At 74.8% G+C, this 17,498-nt stretch carries 13 protein-coding genes and 1 tRNA gene; 8 read left to right on the top strand and 6 right to left on the bottom strand.

The window, feature by feature from the left end:
- Nucleotides 1-132: 132 nt before the first annotated feature.
- The gene (locus ACI783_RS16810; RefSeq protein ID WP_457141503.1) at nt 133-2,091 is read left to right on the top strand and encodes an FUSC family protein; all 1,959 of its coding nucleotides are present in this window, start codon (nt 133-135) and stop codon (nt 2,089-2,091) included.
- Between the two features lie 5 nt (nt 2,092-2,096).
- Here ACI783_RS16810 and ACI783_RS16805 read toward each other — a convergent pair whose 3' ends face one another.
- The 4 genes from ACI783_RS16805 to ACI783_RS16790 all read right to left on the bottom strand — a co-directional run bounded on the left by ACI783_RS16805 (nt 2,097) and on the right by ACI783_RS16790 (nt 6,004).
- Complete coding sequence (locus ACI783_RS16805; RefSeq protein ID WP_457141502.1) at nt 2,097-4,781, bottom strand: EAL domain-containing protein; 2,685 nt, start codon at nt 4,779-4,781, stop codon at nt 2,097-2,099.
- A gap of 80 nt (nt 4,782-4,861) precedes the next feature.
- Nucleotides 4,862-4,933, bottom strand: a tRNA-Val gene (locus ACI783_RS16800).
- 37 nt (nt 4,934-4,970) lie between these two features.
- The gene (locus ACI783_RS16795) at nt 4,971-5,432 is read right to left on the bottom strand and encodes a peroxiredoxin (RefSeq protein WP_457141501.1); all 462 of its coding nucleotides are present in this window, start codon (nt 5,430-5,432) and stop codon (nt 4,971-4,973) included.
- Nucleotides 5,433-5,575: 143 nt separating this feature from the next.
- The gene (locus ACI783_RS16790; protein ID WP_457085019.1) at nt 5,576-6,004 is read right to left on the bottom strand and encodes a DUF3052 domain-containing protein; all 429 of its coding nucleotides are present in this window, start codon (nt 6,002-6,004) and stop codon (nt 5,576-5,578) included.
- A 268-nt stretch (nt 6,005-6,272) separates the two neighbouring features.
- Between ACI783_RS16790 and aceE the strand changes: the two genes are divergently transcribed.
- On the top strand, nt 6,273-9,080 hold the full coding sequence (gene aceE, locus ACI783_RS16785) for a pyruvate dehydrogenase (acetyl-transferring), homodimeric type (protein WP_457141500.1): 2,808 nt from the start codon (nt 6,273-6,275) through the stop codon (nt 9,078-9,080).
- A gap of 230 nt (nt 9,081-9,310) precedes the next feature.
- Nucleotides 9,311-10,324 (top strand): type IV toxin-antitoxin system AbiEi family antitoxin domain-containing protein, encoded by a 1,014-nt coding sequence (locus ACI783_RS16780; protein WP_457141499.1) that lies wholly within the window; start codon nt 9,311-9,313, stop codon nt 10,322-10,324.
- A 111-nt stretch (nt 10,325-10,435) separates the two neighbouring features.
- Here the strand turns inward: ACI783_RS16780 and ACI783_RS16775 are convergent, their stop codons facing one another.
- Both ACI783_RS16775 and ACI783_RS16770 read right to left on the bottom strand, forming a co-directional pair.
- Entirely contained in the window at nt 10,436-11,638 is a 1,203-nt protein-coding gene (locus ACI783_RS16775; protein WP_457141498.1) for a M20 metallopeptidase family protein, read from the bottom strand.
- A gap of 38 nt (nt 11,639-11,676) precedes the next feature.
- On the bottom strand, nt 11,677-12,207 hold the full coding sequence (locus tag ACI783_RS16770; protein ID WP_457141497.1) for a pirin family protein: 531 nt from the start codon (nt 12,205-12,207) through the stop codon (nt 11,677-11,679).
- Nucleotides 12,208-12,285: 78 nt separating this feature from the next.
- On the opposite strand from ACI783_RS16770, the gene ACI783_RS16765 reads away from it, so the two are divergent.
- The 5 genes from ACI783_RS16765 to ACI783_RS16745 all read left to right on the top strand — a co-directional run bounded on the left by ACI783_RS16765 (nt 12,286) and on the right by ACI783_RS16745 (nt 17,429).
- Nucleotides 12,286-13,479: a PucR family transcriptional regulator gene (locus ACI783_RS16765; protein ID WP_457085024.1), complete on the top strand. Its 1,194-nt coding sequence runs from the start codon at nt 12,286-12,288 to the stop codon at nt 13,477-13,479.
- 149 nt (nt 13,480-13,628) lie between these two features.
- Entirely contained in the window at nt 13,629-14,831 is a 1,203-nt protein-coding gene (locus tag ACI783_RS16760; RefSeq protein WP_457141496.1) for an acyltransferase domain-containing protein, read from the top strand.
- Nucleotides 14,828-15,796, top strand: coding sequence for a beta-ketoacyl-ACP synthase III (locus ACI783_RS16755; RefSeq protein WP_457141495.1), 969 nt, complete (start codon nt 14,828-14,830; stop codon nt 15,794-15,796). Before ACI783_RS16760 ends, ACI783_RS16755 begins: the two co-directional genes overlap by 4 nt.
- An 87-nt stretch (nt 15,797-15,883) precedes the next feature.
- Nucleotides 15,884-16,129 carry an acyl carrier protein gene (locus ACI783_RS16750; protein WP_457085027.1) on the top strand — a complete coding sequence of 82 codons (246 nt, stop codon included), beginning with the start codon at nt 15,884-15,886 and terminating at the stop codon, nt 16,127-16,129.
- Between the two features lie 58 nt (nt 16,130-16,187).
- Nucleotides 16,188-17,429: a beta-ketoacyl-[acyl-carrier-protein] synthase family protein gene (locus ACI783_RS16745; protein WP_457141494.1), complete on the top strand. Its 1,242-nt coding sequence runs from the start codon at nt 16,188-16,190 to the stop codon at nt 17,427-17,429.
- Nucleotides 17,430-17,498 lie beyond the last annotated feature (69 nt).

The following is a 17,498-nucleotide window of genomic DNA, read 5'->3' as shown; positions in this document are numbered from 1 at the left end:
CCCCCCGCCCCCCCCCCCCCCCCCCCCCCCCCCCCCCCCCCCCCCCCCCCCCCCCCCCCCCCCCCCCCCCCCCCCCCCCCCCCCCCCCCCCCCCCCCCCCGACGCGCCGTCGGCGGGTGGCAGGGTTGGGCCGTGGCGGACAGGGGCTTGCGGGCGCCGGCGTGGCTCGAGGAGCTGGTGCACACCAACCACCCCTCGGTGCCCTGGCGCGACGTCGTCCGCTTCGGGCTGGTCGTCCCCGCCCCGCTCGCCGTCGCGCTCGCCGTCGGGGGGACGTCCGGGAGCGCGCTGGGCGCCGGCGCCTTCGCCACCATGGGCGCACTGGCCGCCACGCTCGCCCCGCAGCAGGGGCCGCTGCGCATCCGGCTGCGCCGGGTGGCCGCGGCCTCCCTGCTCGGCGGGCTCGGCCTGGTGGTCGGGCAGTCGCTCACCGGTGGTGGCTGGGTGCCGGTGCTGCTGCTCGCCGCGGTGTCGGCGTTCGCGGCGCTGATCAGCGCGGTCAGTGCGCCGCTGTCGCTCGGGGCACTGCAGTTGCTGATCTACACCGCCATCTCCTCCGGCCTGAGCACGCCGCTGCCGCCCGCTGCGGAGGTCGGCTGGTTCCTGTCCGGTGCATCGCTGGGCACCCTCGCCGTGCTGGTGCAGGCGCGCACCGAGCAGGTCGATCCCGACCGGGCGGCGGTCGGCGCGGTCTTCACCCGGGTGGCCGAGCTCCTGGAGGCGATCGGCACCGACCGGTCGGAGGAGGCCCGGCGGGCGCTGACCCTCGCGCTGAACACCGGCTACGACCGGGTGATCCACGCCCGCAGCCGCTCGGCCGGGCGCAGTGCCGAGCTCGGTGAGCTCGCCGGCGTGCTGAACTCGGCCGCGCCCCTCGTCGAGGCCGCGGTCGCCAGCGCCCGCACCGGCGTCGCCGCCGACTCCCGGGACATCGGCGCGGCCCACGCGCTGGCCACCGCGGTCACCGAGCGCCGTCCGCTGGCCGGGGAGCGGCCGCCCCCGGTGGACGACGGGCCGGCGCAGCGCCGCGCGGTGCGGCACGGCATCCGCCTGGTGTGGAACGTGGTGGGCGACCCCGAGGAGCGGGCCTCGGCCGCCGTCCCCCGCCCGCAGGTCGACCGCCGGGCCCGCGCCCGCGACCTGCTCGACCGCACGGTCGGCGACGCCGACTCCCGCGCGTTCGTCGTCCGGCTCACCCTCTGCATGACCGTCGCCGAGATCGCCCGCCAGACCCTGCCGGTGGAGCGCCCCTACTGGGTGCTGCTCACGGTGGCGATCGTGCTCAAGCCCGACTACGGCTCGGTGTTCACCCGTGCCGTGCAGCGTGGTGCGGGCACGCTGCTCGGCGTCCTGATCGGCTCGCTGCTGCTGACGTTCCTGTCCCGGGACGCCTGGGTCCTGCTGCCCCTGGCCCTGTCGGCGGCCGCGCTGCCGTGGGCGCGCAGCGGCAGCTTCGGGCTCTTCTCCGTCTTCCAGACCCCGCTGATCATCCTGCTGCTGGACCTGGCCACCCCGACGGGCGCCGGGCTGGTCGGCGCCCGGTTGGTCGACACCCTCATCGGCTGCGGGATCGTGCTGGTGTTCGGCTACCTGCTGTGGCCCCAGACCTGGCGGGCCCCGCTGGACGACGCCCTGCGCGCCGCCATCCTGGCGCTGGAGCGGTTCGTCGACGCGGCGTTCACCGACAGCCCGGAGGCCACCCGCCGCGCCCGCCGGGCCAGCTACCGGGCGCTGGCCGAGCTGCAGACCCAGCTGCAGCGGCGGCTGGCCGAGCCGCCGCCGGTGAGCACCCGGGCGGCCGCCTGGTGGCCGGTGATCGTCCAGCTGGAGCGCACGTCCGACGCGGTCACCGAGGCGGTGATCGAGCTGCGCGCCGGGGAACCGGTGCCCGATCCGGCGCAGGTGGCCGTGCTGCGCAAGGCCATCCGTGAGCTGGAGCAGGACCTGCGCGAGCACCGCCTCCCCGACGACGCCGAGGTGCACGCCGAGGGGGTGCTGGCGCTCGTGGCGCGGGAGGTCGACGCCGCCCGCCGGCTGGTGCGGGAGACCACCCCCGGCCGGTGGGCCGGCGTGCGCGGCGCCGACGACTGAACGGCTCAGCGCGGCGCGGGGATCGCGCTCCGCACCAGCAGGTTCCCGGCCGCTGCGGCCGGCAGCGGGCGGTGCAGCAGGAACCCCTGCGCGTGGTCGCACCCCTCGGCACGCAGCCGGTCCAGCTGGCCGGGCTCCTCCACGCCCTCGGCGACCACGGACAGCCCGAAGGTGTGCGCCGCCCGGATCATCAGCGCCACCAGCTCACCGGAGCCGGCGTCGGTCGAGGCGACGAAGCTCCGGTCGATCTTGAGCGTGTCGACCGGCATGTGCCGCAGCTGCCCGATCGAGGTGTAGCCGGTGCCGAAGTCGTCGATGGCGATCGCGGCGCCCGTCTCCCGCAGCGCCACCAGGTGCTCGATGGCCACCGGGTCGTCGACCAGCACCGTCTCGGTCACCTCGAGCACCAGCAGGCGCGCGGGCAGGCCCGAGGCGGCCAGCGCGTCGGCGACGTCGGTGACGACCTGCCGGTCGGCCAGGTGCCGGCCGGAGATGTTCACCGCCACCGTCGGCTCCGGGTGCCCGACGGGCACCGGCACGCTGCGCCGCCACTCGGCCAGCTGACGGGTCGCCTCGTGCAGCACCCAGCGGTCCAGGTCGCAGATCAGCCGGGAGCCCTCGGCCGCCGGGATGAACTCGTCCGGGGGCACCATGCCGACCCCCGGCCGGTCCCAGCGCACGAGCGCCTCGAAGCCGGTGAGCTGCCCGGTCCCGGCGTCGACCACCGGCTGGTAGTGCAGCAGCATCTCCCCGGCGGCCAGGCCCGAGGCCACCGCCGCCTCCAGCTCGGCCCGCTCGGCGAGCTGCGCGCGCAGCGTCTCGTCGAAGACCTCGGCCCGCCCGCGGCCGTGCCGCTTGGCCCGGTAGGTGGCCGCATCGGCCTCGGCGAAGAGCACGTCGGCGTCGGTGGTGGCGTCCCGGCTCACCGCGACCCCGATGCTGGCGCCCACCCGCACCTGGTGGCCGTCGGTGGCGATCGGCTGGCCGACCACCGCGATCAGCCGTTCGGCGAGCTCCAGCAGGTCGCGTTCGGCCTCCACCGGCTCGACCAGGACGACGAACTCGTCCCCGCCCAGCCGGCACACGACGTCCCCCGAGCGCACGGCCGCCTCCAGCCGGGCCGCGACGGTGCGCAGCACCTCGTCGCCGCAGGCGTGCCCGTGGGTGTCGTTGACCGCCTTGAAGCCGTCCAGGTCGACGAACAGCAGCCCGGTCATCGCGCCGGAGCGGCGGGCGCGGAACAGCGCCGACTCGGTCAGCTGCATGGCCTGCGCCCGGTTGGGCAGCTCGGTGAGCGCGTCGTGCGCGGCGCGGTGGGCCAGCGCCGACTGCAGCTCCTCGCGCTGGCGGACCGAGCTGACGATCTGGCGCACCGAGGCGTGCACGACCTCGCCCAGCGGCCCGGGGAGCGGTTCGGCGAGCAGCGCGTTGTCCAGGTCGCCGCGGGCCACGGCGCCGGCCTGCTCCTGCACGCGCCGGAGGCTGGCCACCGCGGAGGCCAGCGCGGCGGAGACGGTGCGAACCTCGCGCGGGCCGGCGACCTCCACCTGCACGAGAGCTCCCTCGCTGACGTGGTCGGCCTGCCCGGCGAGGACGCGCAGCGCCCGGGTCACCGCCCGGCCGACGAGCACCACGCTCAGCAGGGAGGCCAGCAGCACGAGGACGCCGAGCACCAGGGTGCGGTTGCGCCGGTCCACCGCCTGGTCCCGGTCGGCCGCGGACGCGGCCCGGGCCTCGTCGGCGGCGGTGTGCACCAGCCCGCTGAGCAGGGCGTCGCGGTCGCTGCTCTGGAAGAGGAGGGAGACCATCCGGGCGACGTCGGGCACCGCCGGCCGGCTGGCGTCCGCGGTTGGCCCGAGCAGCGCGTCGAGGGCCGTCGAGACGTCGGCGCCGCGCACCTCCTGCCACGCGGCCTGCAGGGACGGCTGGGACAGGTCCGCCATCTGCTCGAGGGCGTCGTTGTAGGCCAGCCACCCGGTCTCCCAGGCCAGCTGCGAGCCGATCAGCGTGCCGCTGTCCCCGAACACCGCGCCCAGGTAGAGCGGGGTCTGCCGGCTGGCGGTGGTGGCCAGCTGGGCCACGATCTGCACGTCCTGGATGGCCCGTTGGGTGCGCGCCGGCAGCCCCTCGGCAGTGGCCTCGGCGGCCACCGCGCGCTGGGTGTGCACCAGGTCGTTGGAGATGGCCAGGTAGCCGAGGTAGATGCCCTCGACGGAGACGGCGAACGTGTCGGCCCGTCCGCGCAGCGTGGCCAGCTGGGCCCGCACCCGCACCGCGGCATCGGAGCCGTAGCCGCCGCGCGCGGACTGGGCGAGCGCCTCGTCGGTGGTCTCCCGGGCGGTCTGCAGCGTCTCCAGCGCCACGGTGCGCTGCTGCCCCAGCAGGAGGACCGGCAGCCCCAGGGCGGCGGCGGCGCCGGGCTGGTCGATGACCGACAGCGCGAGGGTCGGCAGGATCTCCTGCTCCACGCTGCTGCGCGCGGTGTCCAGGTGGGCCAGCGCACCGACCGCCGCCTCGGCGCGGGCGGCGCTGGCCGCCTCGGCGATGCTGGCCCGGGTGAGCGCCGCGGTGAGGGCGGCCGCTCCCAGCAGCGGGACCAGGGTGAGCGCGGTCAGGTACACCCACAGCGGGACGCCGCGGCCGCGGCCCCGGAGGGAGCGGCGTCGCGTCGTCGTCGATCTGCGCAGCACGAGAGTGCCATCGGCTGTGCCGCACGTCGCATTGAGCCGGGCCACCCCGACGGGGTGACGAACTGGTCCGGATGAACCGGTGGGCGCGGCAGGGATCGAACCTGCGACCGCTCGCTTGTAAGGCGAGAGCTCTCCCGCTGAGCTACGCGCCCGTGCGGCCAGGGTAAGGGCCGCCCCTGGTCGCCGGGATCAGGTGGCCAGCCCGGCGACCGCGTCCTTCCAGCCCGACTGCGCCCGCGGGTCACCGGGCTGGTTCACCTCGGTGAAGGCGACGACGCCGTCCGCGTCGATCAGGAAGGTGCCGCGCAGCGCCATGCCGGCCCGCTCGTTGAACACCCCATAGGCCTGCGCGGTCGACCCGTGCGGCCAGAAGTCCGACAGCAGCGGGAACGGCAGGCCCTCCTTCTCGCGGAACGCCTTGAGGCTGAACACCGGGTCGGTGGAGATCGCCACGACCTGCACGCCGGCCCGGGTGTAGGTGGCGAGGTCGTCGCGCAGCTGGCAGAGCTCTCCGGTGCAGGTGCCGGAGAAGGCGAAGGGGTAGAAGACCACCAGCACCGGGGCGCCGCGCAGCCCGCTCAGCGAGACCACCTGCTTGTCCTGGTCGGGCAGGCTGAACTCGGGCGCGACGTCACCGACGGAGAGGCTCATGCCCCCGATGCTGCCGGAACGGCGTCCGGCCCCCACCCCCGGCCCCGTCCGGAGGCTCGCCCCGAGCGCGGTGACGCGCTGGAACGGCCCCTCCCAGGGGGCCGTCGTGAGCTCGCGAGCGGCGGGGGCGAGGGGGTCCTTCGTCAGCGGCGGGGCTGGCGAGCTGCCTTGGGGGTGACCAGGCGGATGCCCGACCACTCCTTGGCCGCCGAGATGCTCGAGGTCTGCTGCAGGCCGGCCGTCGGCGCCGCCTCGGTGACGTCACCGGGCTCGACGTGGCCGGGACGCCCGGACTTGGGCACCAGCAGCCACACCACGCCGTCGTCGGCGAGCGAGGCGATCGAGTCGACGAGCGCGTCGATCAGGTCGCCGTCCTCCTCCCGCCACCACAGCAGGACGACGTCGGCCACCTCGTCGGAGTCCTCGTCGACCATCTCGCTGCCCGACAGCTCCTCGACGGAGTCGCGCAGTTGCTCGTCGACGTCCTCGTCCCAGCCGAGCTCTTGCACGACCATGCCCGGCTTGATCCCCAGCCGGGCAGCCATGCTGGTGCTGCCCGAGTCGACGCTCATCCCTGCTCGTCCTCCATGTGTCCCAGTAGATCGGTTCCGGCGGTCCCGCGCACGATCACACACCCCGCGCGGTGCCGGTGGACCGACAGTCTGCTGGGTCGGGGGCCCTCAGCGATACCCGACCGGCTCATCGCGTGCCCGCCACGCCGTCCGGGGGCCGCCCGGCGCCTCGCGGCGCGGGGCTCACCGGGGCCCCGGATCGGGTCGTTCGGGACGCGTCGGGCGGGGCGCGTGACGCGCGCTACCCCGACAGGGGACGATGTGGGGCATGAGCGCACCGCAGCAGTCGGACGGAGACCCCGCCCGCACCACCGGCACCCCCCGCGCGGTCATCACCGACGGGCGGGCCAGCCAACTCCCGGACACCGACCCGGACGAGACCCAGGAGTGGCTGGAGTCCCTCGACGCGGTCGTCGACCACGCCGGTCGCAACCGCGCCCGCTACCTCATGCTCCGCATGCTCGAGCGCAGCCGCGAGCAGCAGGTCGGCGTCCCCGCGCTCCGCAGCACCGACTACATCAACACGATCCCGCCGGAGCAGGAGCCGTGGTTCCCCGGCGACCTGGAGGCCGAGCGGAAGATCCGCCACGCCATCCGCTGGAACGCCGCGATCATGGTGCACCGCGCGCAGCGGCCGGGGATCGGCGTCGGCGGCCACATCTCCTCCTACGCGTCGTCGGCGATGCTCTACGAGGTGGGCTTCAACCACTTCTTCCGCGGCAAGGACCACCCCGGCGGCGGCGACCAGATCTACTTCCAGGGCCACGCCTCGCCGGGCATCTACGCCCGCGCCTTCCTCGAGGGCCGGCTGACCGAGCACCAGCTCGACGGGTTCCGCCAGGAGGTCAGCCACCCCGGCGGCGGGCTGTCGTCCTACCCCCACCCGCGGCTGATGCCGGACTTCTGGGAGTTCCCCACCGTCTCCATGGGCCTGGGCCCGATGAACGCGATCTACCAGGCTCGGTTCAACCGCTACCTGCAGAACCGCGGCATCGCCGACACCGCCGACCAGCACGTGTGGGCGTTCCTCGGCGACGGCGAGACCGACGAGCCGGAGTCGCTCGGTCCGATCGGGCTGGCCGCGCGCGAGGAACTGGACAACCTCACCTTCGTCATCAACTGCAACCTGCAGCGCCTCGACGGCCCGGTCCGCGGCAACGGCAAGGTCATCCAGGAGCTGGAGTCGTTCTTCCGCGGCGCCGGCTGGAACGTCATCAAGGTGATCTGGGGCCACGGCTGGGACAAGCTGCTGGCCGCCGACCGCGACGGCGCCCTGGTCAACCTGATGAACTCGACGCCGGACGGCGACTACCAGACCTACAAGGCCGAGGACGGCGCCTTCGTCCGCGAGCACTTCTTCGGCCGCGACCCGCGCACCCGCAAGCTGGTCGAGGGCATGACCGACGACGAGGTCTGGCAGCTCGCCCGCGGCGGGCACGACTACCAGAAGGTCTACGCCGCCTACAAGGCCGCGATGGACCACAAGGGCCAGCCCACGGTCATCCTCGCCAAGACCATCAAGGGCTGGACGCTGGGCAGCCACTTCGAGGGCCGCAACTCCACGCACCAGATGAAGAAGCTGACCGCCGAGGACCTGGTGGGCTTCCGCGACCGGCTGGAGATCCCGATCCCGGACGAGCAGCTGGACAAGACGCTGCCGCCCTACTACAAGCCCGACCCGGACTCCCCCGAGATGCAGTACATGCTCGAGCGGCGCCGGCAGCTGGGCGGGTCGGTGCCCCGGCGGCGGTCGGAGCACAAGCCGCTGAAGACCCCCGAGGACAAGGCGTTCGACGTCCTCAAGCGCGGCTCGGGCAAGCAGGAGGTGGCCACCACCATGGCCTTCGTCCGGCTGCTCAAGGAGCTCATCAAGGACAAGGAGCTCGGCCCGCGCTTCGTGCCGGTCATCCCCGACGAGGCCCGCACCTTCGGGATGGACTCGCTCTTCCCGTCGCAGAAGATCTACAACCCGCACGGGCAGAACTACACGTCGGTCGACCGCGAGCTGATGCTGGCCTACAAGGAGTCCGAGCAGGGTCAGATCCTGCACGAGGGGATCAACGAGGCCGGCTCCACGGCCTCGTTCATCGCCGCGGGCACCTCCTACGCCACGCACGGCGAGGCGATGATCCCGATCTACATCTTCTACTCGATGTTCGGGTTCCAGCGCACCGGCGACTCGATCTGGGCGGCCGCCGACCAGATGACGCGCGGCTTCCTGCTGGGCGCCACCGCCGGCCGGACGACGCTCAACGGCGAGGGCCTGCAGCACGAGGACGGGCACTCGCTGCTGCTGGCGGCGACCAACCCCGCCGTCGTCACCTACGACCCCGCGTTCTCCTACGAGGTCGGGCACATCACCAAGGACGCCCTGGCCCGGATGTACGGCAACGACCCGGGCGCGCCGCTGGGTGGGCACCGTGACCCGAACGTCATGTACTACCTGACGGTCTACAACGAGCCCTACCAGCAGCCGGCCGAGCCGGAGGACCTGGACGTCACCGGCCTGCTGGCCGGCATGTACCGCTACGCCGAGGGCCCGCAGCTGGAGGACGGCACCAAGGCCCAGGTGCTCGCCTCCGGGGTGGCCGTGCCGTGGGCGCTGCGGGCGCAGCAGCTGCTGGCCGACGACTGGGGGGTCTCCGCCGACGTCTGGTCGGTGACCTCCTGGACCGAGCTGCGCCGCGAGGCGGTCGAGGCCGACGAGTGGAACCTGCTGCACCCGGCCGAGGAGCCCAAGGTGCCGTTCGTGACCCGGCAGCTGACCGACGCCCCCGGCCCGGTCGTGGCGGTCTCGGACTGGATGAAGGCGGTCCCCGACCTCATCGCGCCGTTCGTCCCCGGTGGGTTGTCATCGCTGGGCACCGACGGGTTCGGCCTGTCCGACACCCGCCCGGCGCTGCGCCGGCACTTCCAGGTCGACGCCGAGTCGATCGTCGTCCGCACGCTGGCGTCGCTGGCCCAGCGCGGCGAGATCGAGCGCGACGTCGTCCGGCAGGCGGTGGAGAAGTACCAGATCGGGGACGAGGAGAAGGCCCCCGCCGAGGAGCGGACGGACGAGCACCCGGCCACCTGAGCCTGGCGCTGCTCAGCACTGATCAGGTGACCTGATCACCGGCTGTCCCCCCGCACCAGCGTTGGTGCGGGGGGACAGTCATTCGTGCAGGGGGACGTCGATGCAGGGGTGCCGAGACGCCTGCTCACCCGCACGCCCGCTCCGCCGGCCGCCGTCCACACCGTCGGTGGCTGCCCACAGGACACCGCGGACGCTTCCCGGGTGGCCGTCGTCGAAGCGACGGTGGCGTCATGGAACCGACCCTCGCCAGCGCGATGGACCGGCATGCCGGTGTCTTCTCCACCGCCGACGCGCTCGCCACCGGGATCGACCGCAACGCCATCGGGCCGCTGGTCCGGTCCGGTGCCTGGCGGCGCATCCGCTACGGCGTCTACACGACCGGTGAGGTGTGGCGCCGGCACGAGGCCGGGGGCCGCACCCACCGGTTGGAGTGCGCCGCCGTCCTGCGCCGCCTGGGCGACGCGTCCACCGCGGTCAGCCACACGTCGGCGGCTTGGCTGCACGGCCTGGTCGTCCCGCGAGCCACCGACGGCGTCGTGCGGCTGACGGACCCCGACAACTTCCGGACCGGCCGGGGCTACCGGATCAGTCCAGCCGGACTCCCGGCCGAGGACGTCGTGGTGCTGCAGGGGCTGCACGTCACCACGATCACCCGGAGTCTGGCCGACGTGGGGCGGGAATGGGACCTCGCCGACACCGTCGTGGCAGTGGACGACGCCCTGGCCGACGGGCTGACCACGCCGGCTCAACTGCGGGACGCGGCCCTCGCCCAGACCCACTGGTCCGGCTGCGGGCGCGCGGCTCAGGCGTTCTCACTGGCGCGCGTCGGGGCGCACTCCCCGCACGAGACCCGCACCCGGCTCGCCCTGCTCGCTGCGGGACTCCCCGAGCCGCTGCTGCAGCAGGCCGTCTTCCTCGACTCGCGCCTCGTCGCCGTCCTGGACATGTACTGGCCGGAGCACGGCGTCTTCGCCGAGTGCGACGGCATGGTCAAGTACGCCGACCCGTGGCGAGGCCGCACCCCCGCCCAGGTGCTGTGGGAGGAGAAGCGCCGGCAGGACGTGCTGCTGGACCTCGACCTGCAGGGCGTGCGGATCACCCCGGAGGACCGCGGACGCCCCTGGAGCGAGAAGGTCGACCGCTTGTGGTCGCTGCTCGCTCGTGGCCACCGGGCCGTCCCGCGTTACCGGACGGAGTCCTGGAACCGGGGGCTCCGGTCGCCCCGCCCGGCCGCCGCCAGCTGACGCTCACGACGTCCCCCCGCAGCACTGCCTGTCCTCCCGCACCAATGCTGCTGCGGGAGGACAGGCAGTGATCAGGTGACCTGATCACTGCCGCCGCATCAGGCGAGCGGGTCAGCCGGCGAGGGCGTCCAGCGCCATCCGGGCGTAGAGGGCGACGCCGGCGGGCAGCGCGTCCTCGTCGAAGACCACCAGGTTCGAGTGGTTGCCCGGGGCGGTGGCCGGGTCGAGATCGGGCGGGCAGGCGCCGAGGAAGGCCATCGCGCCGGGCACCCGCTCCAGCACGTAGGAGAAGTCCTCCGCGCCCATCAGCGGCACCGGCATCACCCGGCTGGCGTCCGCGCCGAGCACCGCGCCGGCGGCAGCGGTCACCCGGGCGGCGACGTCGGCGTCGTTGACCGTCACCGGGTAGCCCTCGATCCGCTCGAACACCGCGGTCAGCCCGTGGGCGGCGGCGACGTGCTCCCCGACCCGCTGCACCGCGGCGAGGACCTGCGCGCGCCGCTCCGCCGACAGCGTGCGGATGGTGCCGTGCAGCAGCGCCGAGTCCGGGATGACGTTGTCGGTGGTGCCGGCCTCCAGGTGGCCGACGGTGACCACCGCGGGGTCGAACACGTCGACGGTGCGGGTCACCATCGTCTGCAGGGCGAGCACGATCTCCGCGGCCACCGGCACCGGGTCGGCGCCCAGGTGCGGGGTGGAGGCGTGGCCGCCGCGGCCGTGGACGGTGATCGTCCACTGGTCGGCCGAGGCCATCATCGGGCCGGGCCGGACGTTGATCGTGCCGGTCGGGAACATCGTGGAGATGTGCAGCGCGAACGCCCCGCTCACCGGGGCCTCGGGGACGGCGTCCAGCAGCCCCTCCTCGAGCATGAACCGGGCGCCGTGGAAGCCCTCCTCCCCGGGCTGCAGCATGAACACCACCTGCCCGGCGAGCTGGTCGCGGCGCTCGGCGAGCAGCCGGGCGGCGCCCAGCAGCATCGCGACGTGGGTGTCGTGCCCGCAGGCGTGCATCACGCCGGCCACCTCGGAGGCGAAGGGCAGCCCGGTGTCCTCCTGCACCGGCAGCGCGTCCATGTCGGCGCGCAGCAGGTAGCTCGGCCCGGGCCGGGCGCCGCGGAGCACCCCGACCACCGAGCTGGTGGTGGTGCCGGTGGTCAGCTCGACGGGCAGGCCGGCGAAGGCCTCGACGACGGCGGCCTGCGTCTCCGGCAGGTGCAGGCCGATCTCCGGACGGCGGTGCAGCCGGCGGCGCAGGTCGAGCGTGCGGTCGGCGTCGGCACGGGCGGCGGCGAAGAGGTCAGCATCGGCAGGCATGCGGGCCAGTCTGTAGCAGTGCTCAAGATGCGGGGAGGTCAGTCGGCCCACGCGGGGCGGGCGGTGTCCAGCTGCCAGACCAGGACGACGCCAGAACCCGGCACCGGCCCCTCCCCCACCGCGGCCGTGACGCCGTCGTCGCCGACGGCCACCCGCAGCCCCGGCGGTACGTCCGGTCCGGCCGTCCCCAGCCACAGCCGGGCGTCGGGGCGGCTGAGGTCGATCCAGCCGGTGGGCCGCAGCAGCACGTCGTGCGCCGGCTGGGCCCCGGGGTCGGCGGCCCGCAGGTAGGTCTGCACCAGGTGGGCGCCGTCGGCGCCGGCGACCTCGTCGTGCGCCAGCCCGCGACCGGCCCGCAGCACCGCGACGTCGCCCGGGCCGACCACCGCCTCCCGGCCCCAGGCGTGCCGTACCGAGCCGCGGAGCACCACGGCGACCACGTCGACGTCCCGGTGGGCGTGCCGGCCGTAACCCGCTCCCCCGGTCAGCCGGTCGTCGGCCAGCCGCAGCAGCGGGCCCAGCGAGCCATCCGCGGGGTCCAGCAGCACCCGCGAGTCGAGCCCGGTCACGCCGCCACCAGCCCCGGAAGTGGTGTGTGCACGATCTCCAGGATCCCCCGCCCATGCCGCCGTGACACCCTAGCCGCCGTGGAGGACACCACAGCGGCGCGGCCCGCGCGCGTGCGCCCGTCGGAGGCGACGCTGCGCCGGCTGGAGCGGGCCTCCGGGTCGCTGGCCACGCAGGCGGTTGCCCGGATGGACGAGGAGCTCGCCTGGTTCCGGGCGATGCCGGCCGACCAGCGGTCCTGGGTCACCCTGGTCGCCCAGGCGGGCATCGCCTCGCTGGTCGAGTGGTGCCGCAACCCCGGCCGGCCGCCCCGGCTGACCGGCGAGGTCTTCGGCGCCGCGCCCCGCGAGCTGGCGCGCGCCGTGCCGCTCAAGCAGACCGTCGACCTGATCAAGGTCACCGTGGAGGTCGTCGAGGCCCGGGTGGGCCAGGTCGCCGAGCCCGGCGAGGCCGAGCCGCTGCGGCTGGCCGTGCTGCAGTTCAGCCGCGAGGTCGCCTTCGCCACCGCGCACGTCTACGCCAGCTTCGCCGAGAACCGCGGCGCCTGGGACGCGCGGCTGGAGGCCCTCGTGGTCGACGCCCTGGTGCGCGGCGACCGGTCCGAGGAGCTGCCGGGCCGGGCCGCGGCGCTGGGCTGGGCCACCACCGGCCCGGTGCTGGTGCTGGTCGGCGCCGCGCCGCCGGCGGAGCGGGACTCCCGCGCCGCGGTGCGGCGGGCGGCGCGCTCGCTGCGCAGCGAGGTGCTCGTGGGGGTGCACGCGGACAAGCTGGTGGTGGTCCTGGGTGGCGTCGACCGGCTGACCGAGGTCGCCGAGCGGGTGTGCCGGGAGTTCGGGCCGGGCCCGGTCGTCGTCGGCCCGCAGGTCGACTCGCTGGCCCGCGCCGCCGAGTCCGCGGCCGCGGCGCTCGCCGGGCTGCGCGCTGCCGCAGCCTGGCCGGACGCGCCCCGCCCGGTGGACGCCGAGGCGCTGCTGCCTGAGCGCGCCCTCGACGGCGACCCGGTGGCCCGGACGGCGCTGGCCGAACGGATCGCCGGCCCGCTGGAGGCCGCCGGCGGGGAGGTGCTGGAGACCGTCCGGGCGGTGCTCGCCCACGGGGGCAACCTGGAGGGGACGGCGCGGGCACTGTTCGTGCACCCCAACACCGTGCGATACCGGCTCAAGCGGGCCACCGAGCTGACCGGGTGCTCGATCACCGACCCCCGCGGGGCCTGGACCCTGCAGCTGGCGCTGGCGCTGACCCGCCTCGAGGGCGCCCGGTCGCTCTGGCACTGACCGGACCGGCCATTGTGGCCTCCCCCACCCCGAACCGTCATCTGGAGCAGTTCCGGAGGCCGCTTTTGGAGGGTTCCTCCAAAGACCGACCGCAGTAATTCGTGGGTCTTCCGGCTCCGCGCGGCGCCGTCACCTGCCAGGGTTGTCCCGTGCTGGCCGTTCTCGCCCCCGGACAGGGTGCCCAGAAGCCCGGGATGCTCACCGACTGGCTCGACCTCCCCGGCGCGGAGCCGTTCTTCCGCTGGGCCGGGGCGATCGCCGACGCCGACCTCCTGGAGCTCGGCACGACCGGTGACGCCGAGGCGATCAAGGACACCGCGGTCACCCAGCCGCTCGTCGTCGCGATGAGCCTGTTCATCGCCCGCGAGCTCGGCGGGATGCCGGGCCCGGTGCTCCACGCACCCGCCGCCGGCCGCGACGTCGTCATCACCGGCCACTCGGTGGGCGAGCTGACCGCCGCCGCGCTGGCCGGCGCGCTCTCGGTCGAGGCCGCGATCGCGCTGACCGCGGTGCGCGGCCGGGCGATGGCCCGGGCCTGCGCGCAGACGCCGACCGGGATGTCCGCCGTCCTGGGGGGCGACCCGGAGCAGGTGCTCGCGGCGATCGAGCGCCACGGCCTGACCCCGGCGAACATGAACGGCGGCGGTCAGGTGGTCGCCGCCGGCTCGCTGGACGGTCTCGCCGCGCTCAAGGCCGACCCGCCGGAGAAGGCGCGGATCATGCCGCTGTCGGTCGCCGGCGCCTTCCACACCTCGTACATGGCCAGCGCCCGCGACGAGCTGGAGGGCCTGATCGGTGGGCTGCGCCCGGCCGACCCGAGCCGGCTGCTGCTGTCCAACGCCGACGGCGCCGCGGTCGACGACGGCGCCGAGGTGCTCTCCCGGCTGGTCACCCAGGTCACCAGCCCGGTGCGCTTCGACGCGTGCCTGGCGACCCTGCGCGACCTCGGCGTCACCGCCGTGCTGGAGCTGCCCCCGGCGGGTGCGCTCGCCGGCCTGGCGAAGCGGGAGTGGAAGGGAACCGACATCGAGGTGCTGGCGCTGACCAAGCCCGCCGACCTCGACCGCGCGCGGGAGCTGATCGACGCCGAGCGTGGGCGCGCGGAGGCCCAGCACTCCCCCGACTGGCGGGTGGTCGTCGCCCCCGCCCGCGGCACGGTCAACCCGGCCGACGTCGCCGAGGGCACGCACCTGCCGGCCGGCACTCCGCTCGGCTGCATCCGCAGCCGCCGCGAGGAGGTCAACGTCTCCGCCGGCTACGACGGCGTCCTCGCCGAGTGGCTGGTGTCCGACGGCGACCTCGTCGACGCCGGTGACCCGATCGCCCGTCTCTACCCGGAGGTTGCCCAGTGACGTCGATCCGACTGCGGGAGGGGGCGCCCGGCGCGCAGATCCTCGGCCTGGGCGGCTACCGGCCACGCCGGCGGGTCACCAACGCCGAGCTCGAGACGGTGATGGACACCAACGACGAGTGGATCCAGACCCGGGTCGGCATCGCCGAGCGCCGCTGGGCCTCGGAGGACGAGACGCTGGTCGAGATGGCGGTGGCCGCCGGCGGCAAGGCCCTGGCCGCCAGCGGGCTGGCTCCCGACCAGGTCGACCTGGTCATCGTGGCGAGCGCGAGCCTGACCGCCCCGATCCCGGGCATCGGCCCGCAGGTGGCCCACCGGCTGGGCGTCCCCCGCCCGGGGGCGTTCGACCTCAACGCCGGCTGCGCCGGGTTCTGCTACGCGCTGGGGATGGCCTCCGACGCCATCCGCTCCGGCGACGCCCGGCACGTGCTCGTCGTCGGGGTCGAGCGGCTCACCGACGTCACCGACCTGACCGACCGCTCGACCGCGGTGATCTTCGCCGACGGCGCGGGTGCGGCCGTGGTCGGGCCGTCCGACGAGCCCGGCATCGGCCCGGTCGCCTGGGGCAGCGACGGCGACCAGTACACCGCCATCGAGATCGCCGCCGGCCGCTCGACGATGACGATGGCCGGGCAGGCCGTGTACCGCTGGGCCACCACGAAGCTCACCGCCACCCTCGAGGAGGCGATGGAGTCCGCCGGCGTCACCGCCGCCGACATCGACGTCTTCGCCCCGCACCAGGCCAACCTCCGGATCATCGAGTCGATGTCGAAGAAGCTCGGCTTCGGCCCGGACACCGTGATCGCCCGCGACATCGTGCAGTCCGGGAACACCTCCGCGGCGTCGGTCCCGCTGGCGCTGACCGCGCTGGTGGAGTCCGGCGAGGCCAAGAGCGGCGACCTAGCCCTGGTGCTCGGCTACGGCGCCGGGCTGACGTTCGCCGGCCAGGTCCTCCGCCTGCCCTGATAGACCAGTGACCTCGCCGGGACGCCCGTCCCGGTCGACGGCGGAGCCACCCGGCCCCGCCAACCGCAGACAGAGAGAGGACCCCGCGTGCCCAGCACCGCAGAGATCCAGGCCGGCCTCGCCGAGATCCTGGAGGAGGTGGCCGGCGTCGCCCCGGCCGACGCCACCCCCGAGAAGTCCTTCACCGAGGACCTCGACGTCGACTCGCTCTCGATGGTGGAGATCGCCACCGCCGTCGAGGACAAGTTCGGCGTGGCCATCCCCGACGACGAGCTCGGCAATATCAAGACCGTCGGGGACGCCATGTCCTACATCGAGAAGAACCAGGGCTGACCCAGCCCGTCACCGTTCTCCCCCCGGCCGTCCGGCCAGCCAGTCCCAGGAGGAAGTCATGAGCACGCCCACCGCCGACGTCGTCGTCACCGGGCTCGGCGCCACCACGCCACTCGGTGGTGACGTCGCCTCCACCTGGGAGGCGCTGCTGGCCGGCCGGTCCGGGGTGAGCCGGCTGAGCGCCGACTGGGCGGCGGACTTCCCCGCCCAGCTCGTCGCCCAGCTCGCCGTCGAGCCGTCCGAGCAGCTGGACCGGGTCCGCTCCCGCCGTCTCGACCGCAGCCAGCAGGTCGCCGTGATCGCCGGCGAGGAGGCCTGGCGCGACGCCGGCGGCGCCGACTCCGGGGTCGACCCCCTGCGGATCGCCGTCGTCTTCGGCACCGGCATCGGCGGCGCGGTCACCCTGCTCGACCAGGACGACGTCCTGGAGGCCAAGGGCCCGAAGCGGGTCTCCCCCTTCACCATCCCGATGCTCATGCCCAACGGCCCGGCCGCCGCCGTCGGGCTGGCCGTCGGCGCCAAGGCCGGCGTGCACGCCCCGGTGAGCGCCTGCGCCTCGGGCGCCGAGGCGATCCGCTGGGGCCTGGACCTGCTCCGGTTCGACCGCGCCGACATGGTCGTCGTCGGCGGCACGGAGGCCTGCGTGCACCCGCTGCCGATGGCCGGCTTCGCCGCGATGCGCGCGATGAGCACCCGCAACGACGAGCCCGAGCGCGCCTCCCGGCCCTTCGACAAGGGTCGGGACGGCTTCGTCCTCGGCGAGGGCGCGGGCGCCCTCGTGCTCGAGCGCGCCGACGCCGCCCGTGCCCGGGGCGCGAAGGTGTACGCCCGGCTGGCCGGCGCCGGCGCCACCGCCGACGGCTACGACCTGGTCGCCCCCCACCCGGAGGGCGAGGGCGCCGGCCGGGCGATCGCCGCGGCGATCCGCGACGCCGGGCTCACCCCCGCCGACATCGGTCACGTGAACGCGCACGCCACCTCCACCCCGATCGGCGACACCGCCGAGGCCTCCGCCATCCGCAACGCCATCGGCGACCACCCGCTGGTCACCGCCACCAAGAGCCAGACCGGGCACCTGCTCGGGGCGGCCGGGGCACTGGAGTCGGTCTTCACCATCCTGGCGCTGCGCGACCAGCTGGTGCCGGCGACGGCGAACCTCGACGACCCCGACGACGACGCCGCGGTCCAGGCGCTGGACATCGTCCGCCGCGAGCCGCGGAAGGCCTCGTTCACCGCCGCGCTGAACGACTCCTTCGGGTTCGGCGGCCACAACATGGCCCTGGTCTTCACCACGGCATGACGCAGGACCCCGCTGCCCCCGGCACTCGCGAGCTCGCGGCGGGCCCCTGCAGCGCGGCCGTTCCCTCCG

Source organism: Modestobacter sp. SYSU DS0511 (genome assembly GCF_054050755.1).
The sequence above is the reverse complement of the archived record's forward strand: the minus strand, read 5'-3'. Positions and strand labels throughout refer to the sequence as shown.

Coding starts and splice junctions, on each gene's coding strand:
- aceE (WP_457141500.1), top strand. CDS start 6,273: ATGAGCGCACCGCAGCAGTCGGACGGAGACCCCGCCCGCACCACCGGC.
- ACI783_RS16745 (WP_457141494.1), top strand. CDS start 16,188: ATGAGCACGCCCACCGCCGACGTCGTCGTCACCGGGCTCGGCGCCACC.
- ACI783_RS16780 (WP_457141499.1), top strand. CDS start 9,311: ATGGAACCGACCCTCGCCAGCGCGATGGACCGGCATGCCGGTGTCTTC.
- ACI783_RS16775 (WP_457141498.1), bottom strand. CDS start 11,638: ATGCCTGCCGATGCTGACCTCTTCGCCGCCGCCCGTGCCGACGCCGAC.
- ACI783_RS16795 (WP_457141501.1), bottom strand. CDS start 5,432: ATGAGCCTCTCCGTCGGTGACGTCGCGCCCGAGTTCAGCCTGCCCGAC.
- ACI783_RS16790 (WP_457085019.1), bottom strand. CDS start 6,004: ATGAGCGTCGACTCGGGCAGCACCAGCATGGCTGCCCGGCTGGGGATC.